The organism is Bacillus sp. MD-5, from assembly GCF_002201875.1.
Taxonomy (GTDB): domain Bacteria; phylum Bacillota; class Bacilli; order Bacillales; family Bacillaceae; genus Bacillus; species Bacillus stercoris.
Window position 1 is genome coordinate 386,015 of record NZ_CP021911.1, and the last position, 23,487, is coordinate 409,501.

The 23,487-nt window shown below is 39.7% G+C and carries 21 protein-coding genes and 3 pseudogenes; 11 read left to right on the forward strand and 13 right to left on the reverse strand.

Annotated elements, in window-relative coordinates; genetic code table 11:
• The first annotated feature begins 111 nt into the window (after positions 1 to 111).
• Positions 112 to 984 (forward strand): YitT family protein, encoded by an 873-nt coding sequence (locus CDO84_RS01885; RefSeq protein ID WP_014662926.1) that lies wholly within the window; start codon positions 112 to 114, stop codon positions 982 to 984.
• 156 nt (positions 985 to 1,140) lie between these two features.
• On the opposite strand, the gene CDO84_RS01890 is transcribed toward CDO84_RS01885, so the two are convergent.
• Positions 1,141 to 2,328 carry an MFS transporter gene (locus tag CDO84_RS01890; protein WP_040084076.1) on the reverse strand — a complete coding sequence of 396 codons (1,188 nt, stop codon included), beginning with the start codon at positions 2,326 to 2,328 and terminating at the stop codon, positions 1,141 to 1,143.
• A gap of 202 nt (positions 2,329 to 2,530) precedes the next feature.
• Here CDO84_RS01890 and CDO84_RS01895 point away from each other — a divergent pair, with 202 nt between their 5' ends.
• The 5 genes and pseudogenes from CDO84_RS01895 (at position 2,531) to CDO84_RS01915 (ending at position 6,549) form a co-directional block, all read left to right on the forward strand.
• Entirely contained in the window at positions 2,531 to 3,109 is a 579-nt protein-coding gene (locus CDO84_RS01895; RefSeq protein WP_080478165.1) for a TetR/AcrR family transcriptional regulator, read from the forward strand.
• 527 nt (positions 3,110 to 3,636) lie between these two features.
• Positions 3,637 to 3,926, forward strand: a pseudogene (locus CDO84_RS01900) (ArsR/SmtB family transcription factor).
• A 12-nt stretch (positions 3,927 to 3,938) separates the two neighbouring features.
• The gene (locus CDO84_RS01905) at positions 3,939 to 5,246 is read left to right on the forward strand and encodes an arsenical efflux pump membrane protein ArsB (RefSeq protein WP_040084075.1); all 1,308 of its coding nucleotides are present in this window, start codon (positions 3,939 to 3,941) and stop codon (positions 5,244 to 5,246) included.
• A gap of 12 nt (positions 5,247 to 5,258) precedes the next feature.
• A pseudogene (locus CDO84_RS01910) lies at positions 5,259 to 5,636 on the forward strand (arsenate reductase/protein-tyrosine-phosphatase family protein).
• Between the two features lie 97 nt (positions 5,637 to 5,733).
• Positions 5,734 to 6,549: a GNAT family N-acetyltransferase gene (locus tag CDO84_RS01915; protein ID WP_082033067.1), complete on the forward strand. Its 816-nt coding sequence runs from the start codon at positions 5,734 to 5,736 to the stop codon at positions 6,547 to 6,549.
• Positions 6,550 to 6,617: 68 nt separating this feature from the next.
• On the opposite strand, the gene CDO84_RS01920 is transcribed toward CDO84_RS01915, so the two are convergent.
• The 6 genes from CDO84_RS01920 to CDO84_RS01945 form a co-directional block, all read right to left on the reverse strand.
• The gene (locus tag CDO84_RS01920) at positions 6,618 to 7,505 is read right to left on the reverse strand and encodes an LCP family glycopolymer transferase (RefSeq protein ID WP_029878427.1); all 888 of its coding nucleotides are present in this window, start codon (positions 7,503 to 7,505) and stop codon (positions 6,618 to 6,620) included.
• A gap of 154 nt (positions 7,506 to 7,659) precedes the next feature.
• On the reverse strand, positions 7,660 to 8,487 hold the full coding sequence (locus CDO84_RS01925; protein ID WP_031315635.1) for a polysaccharide deacetylase family protein: 828 nt from the start codon (positions 8,485 to 8,487) through the stop codon (positions 7,660 to 7,662).
• A gap of 248 nt (positions 8,488 to 8,735) precedes the next feature.
• Positions 8,736 to 9,875, reverse strand: coding sequence for a hypothetical protein (locus CDO84_RS01930; protein WP_014662937.1), 1,140 nt, complete (start codon positions 9,873 to 9,875; stop codon positions 8,736 to 8,738).
• Positions 9,872 to 11,320: a HAMP domain-containing sensor histidine kinase gene (locus CDO84_RS01935; protein WP_040084073.1), complete on the reverse strand. Its 1,449-nt coding sequence runs from the start codon at positions 11,318 to 11,320 to the stop codon at positions 9,872 to 9,874. The genes CDO84_RS01930 and CDO84_RS01935 overlap by 4 nt, the downstream gene beginning before the upstream one ends.
• Before the next feature lie 12 nt (positions 11,321 to 11,332).
• A complete protein-coding gene (locus tag CDO84_RS01940; protein ID WP_040084380.1) occupies positions 11,333 to 12,025 on the reverse strand; it encodes a response regulator transcription factor in 693 nt (230 codons plus the stop codon).
• A gap of 251 nt (positions 12,026 to 12,276) precedes the next feature.
• The gene (locus CDO84_RS01945; RefSeq protein WP_040084072.1) at positions 12,277 to 13,179 is read right to left on the reverse strand and encodes a DMT family transporter; all 903 of its coding nucleotides are present in this window, start codon (positions 13,177 to 13,179) and stop codon (positions 12,277 to 12,279) included.
• 131 nt (positions 13,180 to 13,310) lie between these two features.
• Between CDO84_RS01945 and CDO84_RS01950 the strand changes: the two genes are divergently transcribed.
• The gene (locus tag CDO84_RS01950) at positions 13,311 to 14,759 is read left to right on the forward strand and encodes an aminotransferase-like domain-containing protein (RefSeq protein ID WP_040084071.1); all 1,449 of its coding nucleotides are present in this window, start codon (positions 13,311 to 13,313) and stop codon (positions 14,757 to 14,759) included.
• A gap of 117 nt (positions 14,760 to 14,876) precedes the next feature.
• On the opposite strand, the gene CDO84_RS01955 is transcribed toward CDO84_RS01950, so the two are convergent.
• Positions 14,877 to 15,500 carry a flavin reductase family protein gene (locus CDO84_RS01955; protein ID WP_040084069.1) on the reverse strand — a complete coding sequence of 208 codons (624 nt, stop codon included), beginning with the start codon at positions 15,498 to 15,500 and terminating at the stop codon, positions 14,877 to 14,879.
• An 88-nt stretch (positions 15,501 to 15,588) separates the two neighbouring features.
• Here CDO84_RS01955 and CDO84_RS01960 point away from each other — a divergent pair, with 88 nt between their 5' ends.
• Complete coding sequence (locus CDO84_RS01960; RefSeq protein WP_040084068.1) at positions 15,589 to 16,269, forward strand: ArsR/SmtB family transcription factor; 681 nt, start codon at positions 15,589 to 15,591, stop codon at positions 16,267 to 16,269.
• An 82-nt stretch (positions 16,270 to 16,351) separates the two neighbouring features.
• On the opposite strand, the gene CDO84_RS01965 is transcribed toward CDO84_RS01960, so the two are convergent.
• The 3 genes from CDO84_RS01965 to CDO84_RS01975 all read right to left on the reverse strand — a co-directional run bounded on the left by CDO84_RS01965 (position 16,352) and on the right by CDO84_RS01975 (position 17,205).
• Complete coding sequence (locus CDO84_RS01965) at positions 16,352 to 16,795, reverse strand: carboxymuconolactone decarboxylase family protein (RefSeq protein WP_040084067.1); 444 nt, start codon at positions 16,793 to 16,795, stop codon at positions 16,352 to 16,354.
• An 87-nt stretch (positions 16,796 to 16,882) separates the two neighbouring features.
• Positions 16,883 to 17,059 carry a hypothetical protein gene (locus CDO84_RS01970; RefSeq protein WP_080478167.1) on the reverse strand — a complete coding sequence of 59 codons (177 nt, stop codon included), beginning with the start codon at positions 17,057 to 17,059 and terminating at the stop codon, positions 16,883 to 16,885.
• Positions 17,056 to 17,205, reverse strand: coding sequence for a hypothetical protein (locus CDO84_RS01975; protein WP_052438186.1), 150 nt, complete (start codon positions 17,203 to 17,205; stop codon positions 17,056 to 17,058). The genes CDO84_RS01970 and CDO84_RS01975 overlap by 4 nt, the downstream gene beginning before the upstream one ends.
• 189 nt (positions 17,206 to 17,394) lie before the next feature.
• On the opposite strand from CDO84_RS01975, the gene ydfH reads away from it, so the two are divergent.
• From ydfH to CDO84_RS01990, 3 genes are all read left to right on the forward strand, one after another.
• Complete coding sequence (gene ydfH / locus CDO84_RS01980) at positions 17,395 to 18,618, forward strand: two-component system sensor histidine kinase YdfH (protein ID WP_040084065.1); 1,224 nt, start codon at positions 17,395 to 17,397, stop codon at positions 18,616 to 18,618.
• Positions 18,611 to 19,252, forward strand: a complete 642-nt coding sequence (gene ydfI / locus CDO84_RS01985; RefSeq protein ID WP_040084064.1) for a two-component system response regulator YdfI — start codon at positions 18,611 to 18,613, stop codon at positions 19,250 to 19,252. Before ydfH ends, ydfI begins: the two co-directional genes overlap by 8 nt.
• Before the next feature lie 115 nt (positions 19,253 to 19,367).
• On the forward strand, positions 19,368 to 21,539 hold the full coding sequence (locus CDO84_RS01990; protein ID WP_040084062.1) for an MMPL family transporter: 2,172 nt from the start codon (positions 19,368 to 19,370) through the stop codon (positions 21,537 to 21,539).
• Positions 21,540 to 22,009: 470 nt separating this feature from the next.
• On the opposite strand, the gene CDO84_RS01995 is transcribed toward CDO84_RS01990, so the two are convergent.
• Positions 22,010 to 22,912, reverse strand: a complete 903-nt coding sequence (locus CDO84_RS01995; protein ID WP_040084061.1) for a carboxylesterase — start codon at positions 22,910 to 22,912, stop codon at positions 22,010 to 22,012.
• Positions 22,913 to 23,107: 195 nt separating this feature from the next.
• Positions 23,108 to 23,318, reverse strand: a pseudogene (locus CDO84_RS02000) (DUF554 family protein); the annotation flags it as partial.
• Positions 23,319 to 23,487 lie beyond the last annotated feature (169 nt).

A 23,487-nucleotide genomic window follows, 5' to 3' on the forward strand; every position in this document is an offset into this window, starting at 1 on the left:
AGGGTTACCTTACTGTTAATTACTTTATTTAAAAAAACGCATGTTTTTAGCTGAAAATAACTATTATGGTATATTTAAATATAACGAAATATAAGAGAAATGAGGAATGGTATGAATACACCCAAAAAACATAAGAAATTTAAAGCGAAAATGATTTTCCAAATCATCATGGTTATCATTGGAGGAATCATAGCGGCATATGGACTAGAAACAGTACTCATTCCAAACAGTGTATCCGATGGAGGGGTGACGGGTCTTAGCATCGTTGGTTCACAGCTCTTCAACTTGCCGCTGGGGATTTTGATTGCGGTTATCAATATTCCATTTGTCTGGTTAGGATATAAGCAAATTGGGAAAAGCTTTGCATTATTATCAATTATCGGAATCATATCGCTTGCCGCGGGGACAAGCTTTTTCCACCACACACCCGCTATCATAGAAGGAGATACCCTGTTAATTACCGTTGTCGGCGGGATTATCCTTGGATTCGGAATGGGGCTGGCGCTGCGTAATGGCGGCGCATTAGATGGCATTGACATGCTTGCTGTGTTGCTATCCCGAAAACTGCCGTTTGGAACGAGCGATCTCATCCTATTCTTAAACCTTTTTGTGTTTATTTTTGTTTCCACAGTATTTGGCTTACAAGGGGCGTTGCTTTCAGTCATTGCTTACTACATTGCATCCAAAGTGATTCATGTTGTTGAGGAAGGTTTAAGCGGGTCCAAAACCTTCCAAATCATTACAACAGAACCCGCATTAATGGTAGAGACAATACGTGAACAATTAGGCCGAAGCGCCACATATAAAGAAGCTTACGGGGGTTTTTCCCACGAGAAATTTAAAGAAATCACATGTGTCATCAACCGCTTAGAAGAGACCAAACTAAAGGAAATTATTAATGATATTGATAAAACTGCCTTTGTTACCGTGTATGATGTAGCTGAAGTGAAGGGCAGCAATTTTAGAAATCTCAATCATCATTAGAAAAAAGCGGTAACTGACATGCCGCCGATAAATATAATCAAAAACACTTTTTGAGGGCTTGAGGGTGTAACCGTAAAGGTCTGAATTATAGAAATACCAAGGGTGTCAAAACCCTTGGTATTTTTTCTGCCAAAAATAAGCCATTTTGGTGAAAGATTATTTCTCTGTGGCGAAATAAAGCGAAGCGATGACCGGAAAAGCGATACCAATCCATAATGCTGTACTCCACCCGCCTGAGGCATATGCCCATCCTCCAATAGATGACCCTATAGCACCGCCTAGAAAGAAGATTGCCATGAATAATCCGTTTAATCGACTGCGAATTTCAGGCGCCAACGAAAAAATGGCACGTTGACTGAGCACAAGGTTTGCAGATACGCCCATATCTAACAGAATAGCGGCAGCCACTAGAACTGTTATGCCGACGGGGGAGCTGCTCTGAATCAGGAGCGGCAGTAATAAAGAGACAATGACAACACCGAGAGCGATTCCAGTGGCAATCCGGGTCAAGCCGCGATCAGCCAGACGGCCGCCTATTGGTGCAGCGACTGCACCCGCAATACCTACCAATGCGTAGAGTGCTATTGCCTTCTGAGAAAAATGAAAAGCAGGACCGGACAATAATAAAGGAACAGTCGTCCAAAACAAGCTGAAAGCTCCAAATACAAATCCATGATAGATGGCACGGCGGCGTAAGACTGGAGTCGTGCGCAGCAGCTTCCACATTGAACCGAGTAATGCCGTATAGTTTGTATTGGCTGTTGGTTTTCTGGCAGGAAGCACTTTTGATAATACGATGGCCAGGGCAACACTTACCACGGCGGACAAAGCAAATATTGCATTCCACCCCCAAATATCAGCGACTAGACTGGATATCGGCCGAGAAAGCATAATACCGAGTAATAAGCCGCTCATGACATTGCCAACAACCCGGCCTCGTGCAGCGTCTGATGCAAGGTATGATGCAAATGGAACAAGCACCTGGGCTGCGATTGACCCCAATCCGATGAAAAATGAAGCTGCTAAAAACAGTGCTCCATGCTTCACAAATGCTGTTAGTGTCAAAGCCGCTGCGCTTAGCAGGAGCGATGCAACGACAAGTTTTTTGTTTTCGATAATATCTCCTAAAGGGACAAGAAATAGTAAGCCGGCAACGTATCCGATTTGGGTTAGTGTGACAATCAATCCAGCACTGCTTGGAGAAAGTCCAATTGCCTTACTAATTAATCCGACCAAGGGTTGTGCATAGTAAAGATTAGCAACAATGATACCGCATGCCGTTGCGAGAAGAAGGGTTAAACTGGGCGAGATCTTCTGACCTGCTTGTTTGTTTCCATTAGCCATAAGAATGAACTCCTTTTTAAGTGGTTTTTGAGTGTAATCATGACTTCTATCATGTTATTTTCTAAACTGAACGTTCAGTTTTGTTGATTAAGAAAAATAATATGCTAAACGTTCAGTTTTGTAAATAGGCTTCTGTTTTCTTTTTTTATAAAGGTTAAGTATACTGAACGTATCGTTTATATTTTGGGAAGGAATGATTCATGTGCAGAGTAAACGAGGGCGGCCGCGTGATGAAGGAACGCATAAGGCGATTCTCTCTGCAGCCTATGACCTATTGCTGGAAAAAGGCTTCGATGCGGTGACAGTCGATAAAATTGCCGAGCGTGCGAAAGTGAGTAAAGCAACGATTTATAAATGGTGGTCTAACAAGGCTGCCGTTATCATGGACAGCTTTCTTTCGACCGCGACGGACAGGCTGCCTGTGCCTGATACAGGGTCGTCAGTACATGATATAGTAACCCACGCCACGAATTTAGCAAGGTTTTTGACAAGCAGGGAAGGAACCGTTATTAAGGAATTAATAGGTGCAGGTCAGTTGGATGAAAAATTGGCAGAAGAATATCGCACACGATTTTTCCAGCCTCGCCGCCTCCAAGCGAAAGGCCTTCTAGAAAAGGGAATTCAGAAAGGTGAATTGAGAGAGAATCTTGATATTGAAGTAAGTATAGATCTCATATACGGACCGATTTTCTATCGTCTGCTTATAACAGGGGACGAGGTGAATGACTCTTATGTGCATGATTTGGTGATGAATGCGTTTGAAGGAGTTCAAGCTACGTGAAAGATTTGGTACAGAAAGCCTTCAAAGAACGGGGAGAAATCAACGGCCATTTCGTAGATGTCATGGCAATGGGGAAAATACTTGCAGTATAAAACAGGCCTCTAAAGAGGCCTGTTTTTTTTAATGACCGGATGCTCCGTCTATATTCAGCATTGGCTGAATGACCACTCCCTGCAACTTGAAATCGTCTCATTTTTATCATGATCTGGATCATGATTGAAAACAGCCGGTCCCATACAAATAAAATGGCATTCTTCAATGTCAAAATAATCAAATCTAATGTGTAATGAAGCAATGCAAAGGGTTTTCAGAAGGAGGTTGGTGTTAAGGAATCAAAAAGCCTTGATGTTCCAAATATAAGGGATTGTTTATATAAATAATAGTTTATATAATGGCGGAGGCGCTAAAAAAACGCGGGGAGAGACTCATGCTTTCGTTTAGACAAACAGAGCGCTGTATAAAGAAACGTAAAGGGGAATGTATAGACATTTGTTGCTTATATAACGAGTTGTGAAGGACGAGTGCATATGACTTTTGATGTTGCGGCGATGACTCGCTGTTTAAAAACACTTAGTGATCAAACAAGGCTTATAATGATGAAATGATTTCTTGAACAAGAATATTGTGTCTGTCAATTGGTTGATATGTTCGAAATAAGCCAGCATTTGCGAAAATTAAAAAACGCAGGGTTTGTGAGGACAGAAGAGGCCAATGGCGTTATTATTCAACATTGCAATTGATCTTACATCAAATCGATCAGGAGGATGAATTGTTAAACCACATCAAACAAAAGGAAACTCAAGCGTGTTGCCAGTAAGGAGGCATTAGATTGACATCAATGATTTTGGCGGTATTCATCTTTTTATTAACTCTAGTATTGGTCATATGGCAGCCGAAAAATTTATCAATAGGGTGGTCAGCCTGTGGAGGCGCAGCTTTAGCTCTAGTAGCAGGTGTTGTCAATTTTCATGATGTGTTAACTGTGACAGGGATTGTTTGGAATGCGACATTGGCTTTTGTGGCTATCATACTGATATCGTTAATTCTTGATAATATCGGTTTCTTTGAATGGGCAGCGCTTCATATGGCTAAGGCTGCAAAAGGAAACGGTGTGCGGATGTTCGTTTATGTATCTATATTAGGAGCTATCGTCGCTGCGTTATTTGCAAATGACGGTGCCGCTCTTATATTGACACCAATTGTATTAGCAATGGTCAGAGCATTACATTTCAATGAAAAATTAGTTTTTCCTTTTATCATTGCCAGCGGATTTATTGCAGATACGACCTCGCTTCCATTAGTAGTGAGCAATTTGGTCAACATCGTTTCAGCGGATTATTTTCATATTACATTTATTGAATATGCATCCAGAATGATTGTCCCGAACTTGTTTTCGCTCCTGGCGAGCATCATTGTGCTTTACCTTTTCTTTAGAAAAAGCATACCAAAACGTTATGATCTGTCTGAGGTGAAGAAACCTATTGAAGCGATTAAAGATCAAAACATGTTCAGACTATCGTGGTATATCTTGGGGCTCCTGGTGGTTGGATATTTTGTAAGTGAATTTTTATCTATCCCTGTATCAATGGTAGCTGGCAGTATTGCAATCATTTTTTTAATCGCTGCGAAAAAGAGTCCGGCCGTCCATACAAAGAAAGTGGTGAAAGAAGCGCCATGGGCTATCGTATTCTTTTCAATTGGCATGTATGTTGTTGTATATGGTGTCCGAAATGCCGGATTAACTGATGTCCTTTCAGATGTCATTCAAGCCGCAGCTGATCACGGGATGTTTGCCGGGACAATTGGAATGGGCTTTATTGCGGCCATTCTTTCTTCCATTATGAATAACTTGCCGACTGTTATGATTGACGCATTGGCTATTGCCGGTACAGATACACATGGGATGATGAGAGAAGCGCTTATTTATGCAAATGTGATCGGTTCAGATTTAGGGCCTAAAATAACGCCGATTGGTTCCTTGGCGACATTATTATGGCTTCATGTTCTTTCGCAAAAAGGTATGAAGATTTCCTGGGGCACGTATTTTAAGACAGGAATTATCCTCACGATACCCACTTTATTGATCACACTTGTCGGCCTGTATATTTGGCTGCTGATCATCCATTCTTGTTTCTAAAAGGACAAGTCAATATATCAAGGAAAACATTGCACAGGTAACTCTTGCCGCAGCCAAATGGCTGAAGGGTGGGGGGAAATACTTGGAGACAAGTGGAATGTGTACAGCGCAGGAATCGAAGCTCATAGATGACACCCGAATGCTGTCAATGCCATGAAAGAAGCAGGGATTGATATTTCAAATCAAACAACGGATATCATTGATCCGAACATTTTAAACAATGCTGATTTCGTTGTTACACTCTGCGGGGTGCAGCAGATAAATTGGGGGTTTGATGATCCGGCAAAAGCACACGGAACAGAAGACGTTTTTCCAATCCGTGCTGAAATTAGTGACCGTTTGCTGAAATTGGGGAATAAATGTGCTGTTCAACAGGTGTCTGCGAGCTGAGTGCAGAGACCTGTTTTTTGTTTTCATTTGTCTGAGATCCGTAACAGAGAAGTTATTTAGCTTGTGACGGAGGAAAATTGATTTTGTTAACAGAATCATGAAGGAGAAGAGTTGTAAAGGGGTTGTTTGTTTGAAGGAATTAACGAAAGAAAAATATAGCAGCTTAAAAACAACGTTTGCTGACAAATATTGTCCCACATTTGTCTATTCAATATTAGACCAAGCCATTCCGGGAGCTGTTTATGTAGATGACCAAACTTGCCCTAAATCGTTTTTTATAGGAACGAAATCAGGCATTTATTTTATTGCGGGAGACCCGGAGAATCAAGTTTTTAATGATTTCATTGCTGAATATTATGAAAAACAAGCGAAATCAACAAAACGATTTACCCTGTTTTCTTCCAGTGATAGATGGGATAGCGTACTGAAAACCATATTGAAAGATGACATGAACCAAATGAGGAGAATGGCATTTTCTTTTCGGCAAAAACCCTCTAAACCGCCTTTTGAACTTCCAAAGGGGCTTGTATTGAAAAGAATAGATGAAGATATCATGACAAACAGCACAGCTTTTAACAGAGCTTATTATGAGGAGTATTGGGATTCTGTCTCACAGTTTTCTTCAAAAGGTTTTGGATTTGCCGTATTACATGGCAATCATGTAGTAAGTGAGTGTACTTCTATATTTGTAGGGCATGGATTAGCGGAAATGGATATCTATACACTTGAAGAATACAGAGGACTGGGCTTAGCTTATTGCGTAGCAAATAGGTTTATAGCGTTTTGTATGGAAAATGGGATTGTTCCTGGGTGGGATTGTGATGTTTGCAACAAATCGTCCATTGCATTAGCAGCTAAACTAGGGTTTAAGAAAATAATCGAATACTCTCTTTTTTATTCCGGGAAATCATAAAAAAGAGAAGAGGCAAGAACTCTTCTCTTTACATGAGTAAGCGGTTGGTGAATAAGGGTTTTATTTTATTAAGAATCTAGATTTAATTGCTGGCGAAGTTTCTTCGATAAGTCCTTTCTCGTTTCATCAGTTACAACGTGATACCATAAGTGATCTATCTTTTTATCCTCACCTTTTATTTCGATCTGTTTGACATGTTGAACGGCTTCTTTATAAGAGCGTTGAATATCAATCATTTTATCAAGTGTTAAGTTTGTTTGTATATTTTTTTCTAAGGCAGCCAAAATTCCTTGATAGTTTTTTAATGATTTTAATTGTGCTCCTTCGTGAATAATTTGGTTAATGATTTCTCGCTGCCGCTGCTGCCGCCCAAAATCACCGCGAGGATCTTCTTTTCTCATCCGTGCGTATTTAAGGGCAACCTTTCCATCCAGGTGCTGTTCCCCTTTTGGTATATGCACCCCTTCAAGGGTAAAAGGGAAATCATTATTCACTGTGATTCCGCCAATCTCATCTACAATATCTTTAAACCCTTCCATATTGACTTTGATATAATAATTGATTGGAATGTTTAAAAATTGTTCAACGGTTTGAACGGCACCTTCAATACCCTCGTAAGTATATGCTGCGTTCATTTTAATGTTGGTATTCTTTGATCGCATAAATACTCTGGTATCACGCGGTATACTTACCATCGTCGATGTTTTCGTCTCTGGATTTAAAGTCAGTACGATCATCGAATCAGGTCGTCCTTTATCACCGGGGCGCTCATCTACTCCCAGCAAAAGAATCGATATAGGATCATGTCCAAGACTAGCATCTTGTTGCTTAGAATCTCTTTGCAGAGGTTCATACATATGGTTGACCGATTTTGCTACGTTTCGGTAAATGCTATAGCAGGTCAGGCCTCCAATGGTTAACAAGAGGGCTAGAACAAACAATAAAATACTCTGCATTTTCAGTTTCCTTCTCCCGATTTTCACTATCAAATTCCTTCCTGATCAAGTTGAATATTTATATATTGTACTGGTTCTTAACGATTCTCTAATAAATAATTCTTTTATCTCCGTGATATTTTGTAGTTCATATAAGATACTTTAAATTTATACTTCAATTGAATCTGAATTGTACCGGTTTGATTGAATCATGAATTGCTTTCATTTCGTATCCACTTTCCCGGAAATATTTTAATAATTGTTCCAAATACGCCGCGGTAGTCGGCTTTTCATGCATTAATACAATAAGCGGCTCTTTTCCTTCAAGGGTTTTGACTTGCTGAATGACACTCTTAACAAACTCTCCATGAGTGTACTTCCAGTCCTCTGAGTCAACCGTCCAATCCCACAGGTTAAAATGATCACGCTCCACAACATCTCTAAAAGGGCCAGTAATGTAAGGCTTTGACCCGTAAGGTGCTCTTATTAAATGCGTGTTGACTTTGGTTGTTTCTTTAATGTAGTCCAATGTATCGTTCATTTCTGCAGCAAAGCTTTCAGGGGATTTATAGATCTCGGAAACCTGGTGCGTCACGCCGTGAGACCCAACAGAATGACCGTTTTCCGCCATTTTTCTCACAATATTAGGATTTCGCTCGATATTTGGTTTTAACATAAAAAACGTTCCCTTTGCATTGTATTTATGAAGCAAATCCATAATTTTCTCTGAAGCAGCAGGGTTTGGTCCGTCATCAAATGTTAAATAAACGACCTTCCCGATTTCAGCAGGTTTTTTTTGTTCTTTTTTCTGTGCTGAATTTTTGTGTGTTTCTATATGCGCCTGCTCAGAAGCGTTTGTACTTTCTTTTATTGGTTCCTGCTTTGGGCCGGCAAGTGCCTTCCAGGAAATGCATAGTAACGTTACACCTAGAATAATCAATATCCCAAAACCTATTTTTCCTATTTGATTCAACTTACGATCCCTTCTTGGTGAATTTGACACTTTTTCCAACACTCCTCAATTGTAGATATCAAAACTAGTTTTCTCGCGAACGAGTCACATAAATTAGAAGGCCAATGAAACTTTGGAGACAAAGCCCGGTAAAAATGATGCTCTTTTAATATAGATGGGAGTTATCGCAGAAGTTTGATCAACTTGTAAACAAAATGTCAACAAATGAAGGAATCATTGTTATGTAATATCTTGTAGGTATAAGAAAAAACCTTATTTCTATTCAATAGAAATAAGGTTTACTTGAAGGATATGATATAAGAGCGATCGTCAAAAAATCGGGCTGATGAGTTTTCCATAGAAGTATACTGGTTTTGTTCATAAACAAGCAGGTTGCTGCCATCTGGACTCCAATATATTTCTGATGGGTTGGCGCCGTGGTATATAGGTTCTGCGTAGAGGACATTTTTCCCTTGCAGCTTTCCTGCATAAGTATTGTCCTTGTCATATAAAGAGTAAGCGATCTTCTTTCGATCATTAGATATGGTAAAAACAGCTACATTTTCGAGCAGAACAGAGAGCTCACTGTTTCTGAGGTCGTATTCGTATAAGGTTTCTCCGATACCTAAAAATACAAATTGGTCATTGTTTAACCAAACAGGTTTACCATAGGGGCTAATCTGCCGCTTATTTTGAATAGTGATGCTGTCACCGCTGATGGTCCCCGTCATAATGCGGTATTGTTGCCCTTGTAACATGGTAAGCAGCAAACTACGTCCATCATCTGAAATGGAAACTGCCGTAAGCGAATCCTTTTCATCAACATTCTTCAATGGATACGTTTTGAGGGTTCCGGAATCTATGTTGAATACATTGACCGCAGTCTGGTCATTTTTTGTCGTGTCAATGACAAGATAACAAATGTATTTGCTATTATTTGACCATGAAATATCCTGTACAAAGGCATCCTTGCTAGAAGAAAAACTGGCTATTTCCTTTTTGTTTCTGTTCGTCAGTGATATTAGATTTAGTGTTATCTTATTTGATGACATCGTTAATCCGGCGATACTTTTCCCGTCGGGAGACAACTTAAGGTTGGAAGTATTGCGGTCAATGCTCTGCAGAGTTTCAGGTTTTTCAAAAGGATAGGAGACATTCTGAAGATGCTGCGCTTTACCTTCCGTTGTGTCATTTCCTTTGAAAAAACCAACTACAGCGTTTGATGAAGACCAGCCAAGCAACTGGTCAGCTTGAGGGAGGCGATATATCTTCTTCACCTGAAAGGAGCCCGACTTCTGATCGTCATCAATCTGGCTCTCTTCCTTGTTTGGAATGATGATGGTTTCAGATCGCTTGCCCATATTATAGCTGGATACAAAAATCAAGGAAATCAATAATATCCCTGACAATATAATAAACCGTTTGTTCTTCATGATCATTTCTCAACCTTCATGTAAGCTAGTACAATAGTGATGATTGTATGTTTTTCTTCGTAGAACATCTTGATTGTTCCTCCATGTTTTTCGACAATTGTTTTAACTATGCTTAACCCCAACCCTAAACTTCCTTCTTCCGTCACCTTTTGGTTTATTGAATAAAAAGGCTGAAACACTTTTGTGTATTGGTTGTCGTCATATGGATCACTTGGATTTTTGAACATAAAAAGAACCTGATCTCCCGCAACTTTAGCCTGAATCATGATTTCTGAATGAGATAAACTGTATTTGATCGCATTGTCCAAAAGATTAATAAAGAGTTGGCGCACTCTATTCTTTTGACCATACACATAGAGACTGTCTTCTATCTCATAGGTGATCTTCTTTTTATATCGTTCTGCACGAAATTTCATAGATTCGCATACATCTTTCAAAATCGTTCCTGCATCAATCCTATCGAATTGTTCTTTAGAGGTTTCTCTAGATACCTCAAGAAGTTTTATAACCAAATTGTGCAGACGCCGGCTTTCTTCAACAATATGATTCATTCCTTTATCAAAAAACGCCTGATCTGATTCCCCTTTTTGTTTTATGATTTCAGCATAGCCTTGAATAGAAGTCAGAGGTGTTTTCAGTTCATGGGTCATATTGTCAAAAAAACGTTTTTCCTGTTCATTAAGTTCCTTTAACCTATCCCGATCTTTTTCGATAGTTGAAATTTGATCCCTAATTCTGGTGATCATATCATTGAAATTAACCGTAAGCTGGCCAATTTCATCTTTTCTAGAAAAATGGATATCCACATCCAGCTTTCCCTTTTTGACTTCTGAGGTGGCCTCTGTCAGCTTGACGATTGGAATCGTGATGTGTCTGGAGAGTATATAAGAGAAAAGAAACGCCGCCACAAATATCGCAAGAGCGATATAAAAAATAATATTTAAAATCTCTCCGCTTTGTTTGTAAAGCAAATTAAAATCTTTAGAAAAACGCAATATGCCAACTTTTGCACCATCAATGACAACTGGATAAGAAAAAAACACCTGTGCTTGATTTCGATCATAGGTGATATGATAAGCATTTTTTCCGTTAATTGCTTTTGTTAGGTCCTCGTCAATACCTTGCGAAAACACTGTTTTATTAGAAGAAGACAACAAAGTGCCATCTACGGTATAAACGCCTACATTGCTTCCTGTTGAATGAGTTAAACTATCCACTATTTCATCGGCCATATCGCCGAAGTATAGTTCATTGTTTTTATAATGATTGATTAAAAATGCTTGATTGATATACATGATGCTGTTTTTTTTTAAGTCTATTAAATCTGAGGTCACAATTTTTTCATTGCTTGACCAAATGACGCTTTTGACCGTTTGATTAAGCACTAGGAAAGAGAGAGAAAAAATCAGAAAAAAACCAATAATAAATTTACCCTTGATCGTCCGTAACACTCTCTACTCCTCCTACTTCTCGAATTTATATCCAATGCCAAACACTGTTTTAATGAGGTCGCTTGCATCCAGTTTTTTACGGAGTCTTTGGATATGAGTATCTACCGTACGTGTATCCCCGGCAAAATCGTAGCCCCAAACAAATTCCAACAGCTCTGAACGTGTAAAGATTTTTCCACGATGGTCAATCAATGTCTTAAGCAGATCAAATTCTTTAGGAGTCAAATCAACAATGATCCCATCTTTTTTTACTATTCTTTCGTCTGGGATCATCACAATATTTTTTAGTTGAATGTGATCCTCATTAGACGATCCTCGATCATTCACATGGTTAGCTTGTTCAAGACGCCTGAGTATTGTACGAATTCTGGCGATAACTTCACGCAAGTCAAATGGCTTTGTAATATAATCGTCAGCCCCAAATTCCAACCCAAGGACTTTATCAGTGATATCTGACTTTGCGGTGATCATAAGTATAGGGATATTATAGCGTTGGGTCACTTTTTTACAGATATCCAATCCGCTGCAATCTGGCAGCATCCAATCAAGCAGCAGAAGATCGGGTTTGAATTGGTCTAACTGTTTCATCCCTAAAGCTCCGTTAGATTCAGTACACGTTTGAAAACCTTCCTGCGTAAGCCCGTATGAAAGCAGATCTGCTATTGCTTCATCATCTTCAATAATAAGTATTTTCATTTTATCCATTATTTCATTCATTCCCTGTTTCATGATTAAATTGAATATATCTATCTTAGAGTCTGCAATATCACTCATTATAGCATTCTTTTTAATAGCGATTATTCAGAACTTCAGATCAAACTATAATTGGATATATTTTCACCATCGTCAACAAAATCGGGGGAATTGAGCTATCGTTTGATTAGAGGACTATGGTAAACAATTTTAATTGATAAATGAGCTTATTAAAAAGAAACCAAATGATGCGGGTATCTTCTTTATTTATGTATAAGAGCGTTTCCATATCGTTTGATTTTATTGGGTGTTAAATAGGTAAAACATACCCCGCCAACTGTAACCACTCCGCCTAGCAGAGAGATCAGTGTGGGTATTTCGCTGATCCAGATCCAAGATATGATCAAGGCTAAAGCCGGTGTAACATAAAGTGAAAGGGTTGCTTCTGAAGCACCGACGAGTGAAGTAACATATGCAAGGGCAAAGTATGGCACAACTGTTGGCAATAAACCTAAATAAACAATCGACAATGTAGCGTTCAAAGGTGCGTCTATCACCTCCGAGCCTAAGCCAGGCAAAAAAATAAGCATAGGTATTGTTCCGCCCCAAATGGTAAATGTAACAAATGGAATAAAACCATATTTTTTTATATAGCTAGGTTGAAAAACGAAGTAAATACTTTCAGAAAAAGCTGCCAGCAGGATAACCAAGATACCGCTCATTGAATATGTAAAGTCTCCCGCCCCAAATGCAATCAATAATACACCCAATAAACTGATCATAGAGCCAAGCCATTTCGTAAATCCAAAATGCTCTTTGTAAAACAGGCGGGATAGCATGGCTGAGAAGATCGGTGCCGTAGTAACGAGTAAGCTTGCAACTCCGGCACTAACTGTTTTTTCACCGATGTTCAGCAAAATGTGATACAGTGCAAAACCTAAAAACCCTAAAAGAAAAATGGCAGGAATGTCTTTCAAGTCGGGTAGGCGCATCCGAGTCAAAACAGCAAAAAGCAATAATGCCATAGAGCCGATTAACAAGCGAAATAAAGCAAGGTGTTCTGGTGTGTACCCTTCCAGACCTGCGCGAATTCCCGGAAAAGCAGATGCCCATAAACAGATCATCAGACTGTTTGAGGTGATCAATTGAACTGTTTTCTTTTGCATATTTCCCTCTCCTCTTTACAAAAACCAACCAGTTATTTAATGTGTTTTATATTAATAAAGATTTGGTGATATGGCTTCAACCAGTTAAACGGATTTTGACCCAACCAATTTAGTTTAAGGAGACCGATTTTATGAGCTTTCCAGAAGAAAAAAAGATGAAAAAGCTCCCTAAGTACAGACAAATCATTCATTTTATTAAAGAGAAAATAGGAAATGGAGAGTGGCCGATTGGAAGCAAGATTCCAAGCCAGCGCACGCTTGCAAAAGATTTTCAGGTAAATCGGAGCACAGTGATTACAGCCTTAGAGGAATTGATGGCCGATGGGCTAATAGAAGGCACAATGGGGAAAGGCACAGTTGTTATCAACAACACATGGACACTGATGGCTAAGAATTCTGCTCCCGATTGGGATCAATATGTCACCTCTGGCATTCAGATGCCAAGCCGAAAAATTGTTCAAGAGATCAATCAATCAGAATCAAATACAGACCTTATACAGCTAAGTAAAGGTGAACTTTCAGCTGAGATTTTTCCTTTGGCTGTTATGAAAGAGATGATGGGGAAGGTATCTCATCACATGGAGGCATTCGGATATGAAGAACCAAAAGGTTACTTACCTTTGAGGGAGGCATTAAGCAACTATTTAAAAACCATTGGAATCAACGTCTCATCTTCTTCCATTCTGATTGTCTCAGGAGCGCTGCAAGCCTTGCAGCTGATATCAATGGGGCTGTTACAAAGAGGATCAACCGTATATCTTGATCAGCCCTCCTACCTTTATTCATTACACGTGTTTCAATCTGCCGGTATGAAACTCACTGGTCTTCCTATGGATCAAGACGGGCTTTTGCCGGAAAGTCTTCATTTGACAAAAGGTGAGCGGGGAAGGGCTATCTTATATACAAATCCATGTTTTCACAATCCGACTGGTATTCTCATGTCTAAAAAGCGGCGGGAAGAAATCCTAGCAGTAAGTGAGAATACACAGCTTCCTATTATTGAAGATGACATTTATCGTGAGTTATGGATCGATGAAATCCCGCCATATCCTATTAAAACAATTGATAAAAATGGACATGTACTGTATATAGGAAGTTTATCGAAAACTTTAAGCCCAGGTTTGAGGATTGGATGGATCGTCGGACCGGAACCGGTGATTGAACGTTTATCTGACATTAAAATGCAAACAGATTACGGATCCAGTTCGCTATCCCAAAGAGTAGCGGCGGAGTGGTTTACTTCCGGCCAATACCAGCAGCATGTAGAAAAGGTTAGGCAGCATTTAAAGGTGAGAAGAGAATTGGCCTTGAGTGCTTTAGAAACTCATTTGAAAGATGTGGCGACATGGAATATCCCAAAAGGAGGGTTTTTTGTCTGGATAAAAATATTGCCTTCCATATCAATGAAATTACTTTATACTAAAGCCTTATCAAAAGGGATTCTGCTCAATCTGGGCAGTATCTATGCTCAGGAAAAAGGGAATTATATTCGCTTATCATATGCTTATGCATCTCTTAAAGACCTTCAAAAGGGGATTTATGAGTTGGGTTTGATGATAAAAGAATTGGCAAGTAAGTAACTTTTATATCCTTAAATGGATGTTTCACTAAAAAAGAGATCAAGCCTAATGATCGCTTGATCTGATAATAACAAGGGTTACTAGAATAGACCAAATCATGGTTCGGTCTCAAAATAATCATGTCTCTGAACGAAAGGTCTTTCCGACTTCTCTTCCTAAACCAAAGTAATGTCTGAAATTATAGATCAGTGGGCTCCATTTGGAGGGGTTGATATGGTTTTCATCCAGTATAATACTTTCATCGGCATGAAAGTGCAGTGCCTGCGTCTCTACAATGGCAAATGACTGATCATATTCTGGAATCCGAATATGTTTCACTTCGGCTTCGATTTGGATAGGACATTCTTTAATTCGTGTTGGTGATACTGTTTTTGATTGTAAAGGCGTTAACCCTGCTGCCTCGTATTTTTCTTTTTTATATGTAAATCCGAGCTGCTTCTTTAAAGGCGGTATACTTTTTTTTCCGCTATAAGATGAAATTCTTTCTACGTTTTCCCATAAATCCGGGCCAGGCAAGTTTATGACACACTCTTTGTGTCTTTCCAAATTGTCGATGGCTTTTCCGCCCAGTCCTACTCCAAGGATTATATAATGTCCAAGAGCCCAAGAAGAAGACATAGGACTGATATTGGTGGTTCCATCCTCATTCAACGTGGTTAGAAGAAATGTCGAGGTTCCATAATACATAATCTTTGGCTTGATTTCTTTAAAACGAAGATTGTCTCGCTTTTTAATGTCCAACGCTATTCCTCCTTGTCATGCTTACATTTATATTGTAAAGGATTAACATTTCAACTATCATCGAAATATGAATGTAAGGAGGAAAATCATGAATCCTAATATTGCAAAAATCTCTTCGTTGCTATCAGATCCCTCGCGTTCTTCCATACTTTTGAGTCTAATGGATGGAAGGATACACCCTGCGGGAGAGCTTGCATATCTCGCTAACATTAAACCTCAAACCGCAAGTTTTCACCTGAATAAATTGCTTGACGCGAAGCTGATTAGCGTAGAAAAGCATGGAAGACATCGGTATTACAGATTGTCTAACTCAGATGCTGCTAACGTGATCGAACAATTGCTTCATATTGCGCCTGAAGGTAAAGTCAAATCTTTAAAAGAGTCAAAAGAGAAAAAGGACTTGCATTTCGCCCGTACCTGTTATGATCATTTGGCAGGTTATGTGGGCGTACAAATGGCACATTCATTAGTTGAGCAGGGGATGTTAAAAAAAGTTGATTTAAACTTTGAGGTGACTTCAGAGGGTGCTTTGTTCTTTTCGAAGTTAGGCATCAATGAAGAGCAACAACGGAATAAGAGGAGAGCCTTTGCCTGCTGCTGTTTGGATTGGAGTGAACGGCAGCATCATATTGCAGGAGCATTAGGAAACGCCCTATTGATGCGCATGTTAGAAGAAGAATGGATCGTTCGTATGCCTAAAACGAGAGCGATCAGGATTACACCAAGCGGGAAAATCGCGTTTGAAAAGCACCTAAACGTGAAGCTTTAGGATTTTGAAACGGAAACACATGATGATGCGGCACGATATCCAGGAGAAGGAGTAAGATTCGTTCTAATCTTACTCCTTCTTCTTATTTTGAAACAGCTCGATTCCCCATTGCAATAGAGATGCGGTTCCAGCTGTTTATTTGATTAATGATGAGAACAAGGTCAACATATTGTTTTTCATCATAATGTTCCCGCACCCGATGATATAGCTCATCAGGAACCCTTTTAGATGGAATGAGCGTGATGTGTTCAGACAGTTCGAGAGCAACTTTCTCTTCAGGGGAGTAAAAATCACATTCATTCCAAGCATGTAAACAGTAAATTCGCTGTTCAGTTTCTCCCATTTTACGGGCATCGGAAGTATGCATATCTATGCAGAAGGCACAGCCGTTTAGTTGAGAAACTCTGATTTTGATTAGTTCTCTCGTGGTTCGGTTCATTGAGGATTGTTTCGTGTATGTCTCCATATCCATCATGATTTTCATACCTTCAGGTGCAATCTCATAGTAGGACACTCTTTGACTCATCAGGCAAAACTCCTTTCCGTCGTATATCTAAATTGTATCTCGATATTGATATCTTTACCAATGTGCGAATTGTATGGCGTTATTTCACTATTTTTTAGCAAAAAGCTGCTTAGAATAAAAATAAGGGTAACCCAAAATGATGAGTGGAGCTGCTAAGGCAAGCAGGGTCCACGAGCCTGAGTGGCTGTCTCTAATGATTCCAATGAATACACAAGTACCGATGAGAAAATATAATAAAGCACCTAAAAACCAATACATGTTCATTCCTCTTTTTCCTTGCATCTGATTTTTGGCTGCATATTTTTATCTGTCATATGGCTTAATCGATCAGGATATTGATTTTTTAATACCTTCTCAGTCCGGATTCCTTTTCTTTTTAATGATAAAATTGTAAGATCAATTGATTTCAATGATGATCATTCCTTCAATGAATAGTATGTTCCTTTTGATTTTAAAGATAAATTTGAAAAGATAAAACGTACATAAAGGCAGAACGTTCATGTACGTTTGGGCAATGATCTTTTGTTGGAAACTCTAATGTTGCGTTCGATTCTCATGAATTTTGATTTGGTGAAACAGGTAAAGGAAGTGGATAAGGCTTGCTGATAAGGAATCCTTTCAAAGATAAATATTACTCACATGATAGGCGTGCATTAAACATGCTTGCACTCAGAGTGCCGGGCCTGGCTTTTATTCTCATGATCTATATAGCCTCTATCGTGCTGCAATTTGTTTCTGGGGGCTGGTCCATTTTATTGCTTTATGCGTTTACCATATTAATCGCCATTTTTGCTTTGCTTCATTGGCACTCATATCGCTGGGTTAAGAAAAGAGTGATTCTGTATTTCGTGGTACAAGGTTTGATCACCTTTGCACTTGCTAATCTCATGACTGGCTTCTTTATACTTGTTATTATCGGCCTTTATGCATTTTTAATTGGCCAAATCATAGGAATGGCAGACAGAAGAAGGGTTTTTCCTATTCTTTACCTATTGCTGCTGCTGGGCATAAATTCGGCGTATCACCTTAATAAAGGTGAAGTGTTGCATTTTATTGTTATTGCTGCGCCGATCATGATTGTCATCATCACTTATGCCGCAACATTTTTTGCCCAAGTTGATGAAAAAATAAAAGCTCAATTGACTCTTGAAAGGCTGGAGCTAGCTCATCAGCAGGTCGAACAGCTGACGCTGCAGAACGAAAGGCAGCGGATGGCTCGAGACTTACACGATACGCTTGCTCAAGGGCTGGTCAGTTTAAATATGCAGCTGGACGCGATTCATGTACATCTCTCCAAAGGCAACACAGAGAGAGCGAAGGAAATCATACAACAATCGATGAAAAGAGTGAAAAGCACATTAGCTGATGCACGTTCAGCAATTGATGATCTCCGCAGCAAATCAGAAGAAATCGGTGTTTTAAAAGAAAGAATTACCTCACTGATGGATCATTTTATAGAGTCGACAGGCATGGCTTGTTTATTAGATTACAGATTGCATCAGGTGCTGGATGTGCGTACAGCTGAAAACTGTTATTTCATCATTGGAGAATGCATGACGAATGCGGCAAAGCATGCTGAAGCAAAAACAATCTGGATTTCCATTTGGGATGATGAGAAGGGGAGGCTCCATTTAACAGTTAAGGATAACGGCAAAGGATTTGATGTTGAAAAAGGAAAGAAAAAGAGAGGGCATTATGGGCTTCTTGGCATACAAGAACGTGTCAGATCCATGAATGGCCAATTCAATATAAAGAGTACAAAATTGAAAGGGACACAAATTGAGATTACTGTACCAATTCAGGGAGAGATGCAAGATGAATAAGGTTTTAATCGTTGATGACCATCTTGTCGTGAGGGAAGGTCTGAAGCTTTTAATTGAAACGAACGATCAATACACCATTATAGGAGAGGCGGAAAATGGCAGAGCAGCAGTCCGTCTAGCAGATGAATTGCAACCGGATATCATTCTTATGGATTTGTATATGCCGGAGATGAGCGGATTAGAAGCCATTAAACAAATAAATGAAAAACACGATATCCCCATCATTATTTTGACTACATATAATGAAGATCACCTAATGATTGAAGGAATTGAATTAGGAGCGAAAGGATATCTGTTGAAGGATACGAGTTCAGAAACCCTTTTTCACACAATGGATGCAGCGATAAGAGGAAATGTGCTATTGCAGCCTGATATCCTTAAACGCTTGCAAGAAATCCAATTTGAGCGGATGAAGAAGCAGAGCAGTGAGACGCAGCTGACAGAAAAGGAAGTCATTGTTTTAAAAGCAATTGCTAAAGGGCTTAAAAGCAAAGCGATTGCCTTTGATTTGGGCGTCTCTGAGCGAACAGTAAAGGCCAGATTAACGTCCATTTACAATAAATTAGGCGCGAATTCAAGAACTGAAGCAGTAACGATTGCCATGCAAAAAGGTATTCTGACATTAGACAAATAAACTGCATATTTGAAAATTGCCCAAACGTACATGCCCGAATGTACGTTTTTTTTATTTCGTGGTCAACTACAATGAGAAAGAATGTGATTAAGCAATGTATTGAAAGGAGATTATCATGTCAAAAATGTTATATACATTAGGAGGATGGGTTGCTCGGCATCGCGTAAAAGTAATATGTGCATGGGTCGTTGTGTTAGTTGCTTCGATTGGCCTTGCAATCACCTTAAAGCCAAGTTTTTCTGAGGATATGTCCATACCTGACACACCTTCGGAAAAAGCGATGGATGTGATTGAAAAAGAATTTCCTCACGGTCCTGATAAAGGGAGCATACGGGTGATTTTCGGTGCTGATGATGGGGAGAAACTGACTTCAAAGCCAGCGAAAAAAGCTATAGAAAAAACGTTCAAGGAAATCAGTAAAGATGATTCTGTTGACTCGATTGCAAGTCCTTTTGTGACAGGAACAATCGCGAAAGATGGCACAGTTGCCTATGCTGATATCAAGTATAAATCATCAGCAGATGATATAAAGGATTACTCTATCAAACACTTAAAAGACAGTTTGAAAATGGCTGATGATGAGGGATTGCAAACTGAGCTAAGCGGAGATGTACCGGGAGCCGAGATGGAGATAGGCGGTGTCTCTGAAATTGTCGGCATTATCTTGGCCTTTGTCGTTTTAGCTATTACATTCGGTTCTTTATTAATAGCAGGATTGCCGATTTTAACTGCGCTGCTTGGTTTAGGGGTAAGCATTGGACTGGTTTTGATTGGGACACAAGTATTCGATATTGCTTCCGTCAGTCTTTCATTAGCCGGAATGATTGGTCTTGCTGTTGGGATTGATTATGCTTTATTTATTTTTACGAAACACCGCCAGTTTTTAGGTGAAGGCATACAAAAGAATGACTCGGTTGCAAGAGCCACCGGAACAGCTGGGAGTGCAGTCGTTTTTGCCGGACTTACTGTGATCGTCGCACTTTGCGGATTGACGGTTGTTAACATTCCTTTTATGTCTGCAATGGGGCTGACAGCAGGGCTTAGTGTACTGATGGCTGTTCTTGCCTCCATCACGCTGGTGCCTGCCGTCTTATCAATAGCAGGGAAACGGATGATTCCGAAAGCAAACAAGAAAAAAGGAAAACAAAGCTCTGCCACAAATGCATGGGGGCGTTTTGTCACAAAACATCCTATTCTGCTAAGTGTTTGCAGCATTCTCATTTTGATCGTCATTAGTATTCCATCTATGCATTTGGAACTGGGCTTGCCTGATGCAGGGATGAAAGCGAAGGATAATCCTGAACGCCGGGCTTATGACTTGCTTGCCGATGGGTTTGGAGAAGGTTTTAATGGCCAATTAACCATCGTAGCGGATGCCGCAAGTGTCAAAGGAAATAAAGCGGAGGCTTTCGCAGATGCAGTGAAAGAAATAAAGGGCTTAGACCATGTAGCAAGTGTCACCCCTGCAATGCCTAATAAAGAAGGGAACTTTGCCATCATTACGGTCGTTCCGGAAACAGGTCCAAATGATGTGGCAACGAAAGATTTGGTACACGATGTACGCAGTTTGTCAGATAAAAACGGAGTAGATTTGCTTGTTACTGGATCGACTGCAGTGAATATTGACATTTCAGATCGCCTGAATGATGCGATACCGGTGTTTGCTGTACTCATTGTCGGCTTTGCATTTGTATTGCTGACCATTGTTTTCCGTTCGCTGCTTGTGCCGCTTGTTGCTGTTGCAGGTTTCATTTTAACGATGACAGCCACTCTTGGGATCTGTGTATTTATCTTACAAGACGGCAATCTCATCGACTTTTTCAAAATACCTGAAAAAGGGCCAATACTCGCCTTCCTGCCGATTTTATCGATTGGGATTCTGTTCGGTTTAGCTATGGATTATCAAGTATTTCTTGTCAGCAGAATGCGTGAAGAATATGTAAAAACAAAGAATCCAGTACAAGCCATTCAGGCTGGATTAAAACACAGCGGTCCTGTTGTCACCGCGGCTGGTTTAATCATGATTTTCGTTTTCGCAGGATTTATCTTTGCCGGAGAAGCTACTGTGAAAGCCAACGGATTGGCCCTTTCCTTTGGTGTGCTCTTTGACGCATTTATTGTGCGAATGACACTGATTCCAAGTGTGATGAAACTGATGGGGAATGCAGCCTGGTATTTGCCGAAATGGCTGGACAAGATCATCCCGAATGTGGACATAGAAGGGCATCAACTCACACAGGAAATACAGCCAGAAATAGATCATGAACAAAAGAAACAAATCATGTAATAGAAAAAGCAGATCTTTTATGATCTGCTTTTTTGTTTACTATTCCCGATCAAGCTGTAAACGATTTTATAGCCGAACATTGTGGTGGTATTTGGAAAGTGAAGGAGACACTTATGGCGCCATCACTCATTTTCGATATGTGGCAGAAGCTGCGTCATACTAGCAGGCATCCTAGGAAAAGTGATAAAGCACATCAAATGATTTTTTTGACTTGCATTCACTCCTTGATGCCAAGGATCTTGAGAATCCTTTTTGAAAATTAAGGAATTTAAAACTGATCTGTAAAAAATGCAAATGAAACAAGCACACAAAACCAGTTCTGGGTCTTGTCCAATCGATCATGATATAAATGCAAAAACAAAATGATGTGTAAAAAATAGAGTCCATGAGAGAGACTCTATTTTTTGAAATGGCTGGCTAGAAGCATATTGCAGTTCTTTATGAATGCGAATCACTATCTTAATAAGCACTTATTGTGAAATGTCTTTTTCTGCATTAAAAAAACGCATTACACGTTCATTTACGTATGCGGGTTGCTCCATCGATAAAACATGTCCGGCATTTTTAATGACTTCCGCCTCAATATCAGGAACGAATGAAGAGGCTCGGTGCAGGGCTGAGTGGGGATCATAGATGACTTCATGTTCACCGAGTAATAATAGAATAGGGACTCTTGCTGATTGTAATTCCTCATCGGTAAATACATACGGAAATCCGTCGGCTTTAGGATTTGGATTTCTTGATCCATCCTGCCACATTACCCCTGCCTGAAACTGCTTCACAAAAATCGGGTGCAGCACACTGTGATCATTCATCATCCAATGTAAGAATGTTTCAACTCCATTTGGAGCTGTAAGGCCAAGAGCGTATTTGTAGAAATCGTGATGAAATGGCAAAAATGTTTCTGCCGGACTCAGTATAGCTGCGCTTTTTACTCTCTCAGGCATACGTAAAAGGAAATTCATCGTATGGAGACCGCCAAGCGAAAGTCCGATCATGTGGGACTTTTCGATCCCCAGATTGTCAAACACATCAAGAAGCCAATTGGCGTAATCCGTTCTCGTACCGCTTAGATTCTCAGGAATACTCTTGTTTTTATCACCTATGATATCAACTGCATAAGTTCTGTATTTGCTGCTCCAATCGGCGATGTTGGGATACCACATCGTGGAGCTGAATAATGCTCCGTGGAGTAATACAAGCGGCGGGGCATCCTCTGGCCCGCTAGCAATCACATGGGTTTGTCCAAAACGAGTGGATATGTAGAATGATTTGCAGCGGACCGGCCAAAGACTAAGGCTTTCATTATAAGTTTGATAATAGCGGATACCGCTGTCACTTAATTCGGGAATACTAGATGAATGGTTTGACATACAAGTGCCCCTCTCAATTTTGTTTAAATGAATGTGCCGTTTCGTGATGGGGAGTCTGATTTTGATATAACAGAATTTATTTACAATATAATACAGAGGTTATTCGACGTCAAATCCAAGATAAAAAGGAAATAAAATGATTGGGACAGATTATTGAAAATCAATATAACAGAATATTAACCTCCTTTTTGGGAGCGCCATAGCAATTCCAAAACCAAAAGTTGAAGCGAGCACAATGGAGGTGATCCCATATAATATTCCGTTAGTCAGGAGGTATGATAATCTCCATGCAAAGCGGCTTCAATAGGGCTTAAAATTGACAGCGAACCGATACAGAATCATAGGATCGCAGTTGATAAACTCTCCGCTAAATTGCTTTGTTCACCAGCTTGTTGAATCGTAATTCCTTCATTCTAATAACCTTTCTGTTCATATGATTTATACATTCACATTAAATAGTACAGTGAGTTCCAAAGGTAAAGTTTGCGGCATAATGAAAAAGCTCCTTTTAAAAAGCAGATCTTTTATGATCTGCTTTTTTCTTCACGTTCATTGCCTGATCATGTTGTAGGCGA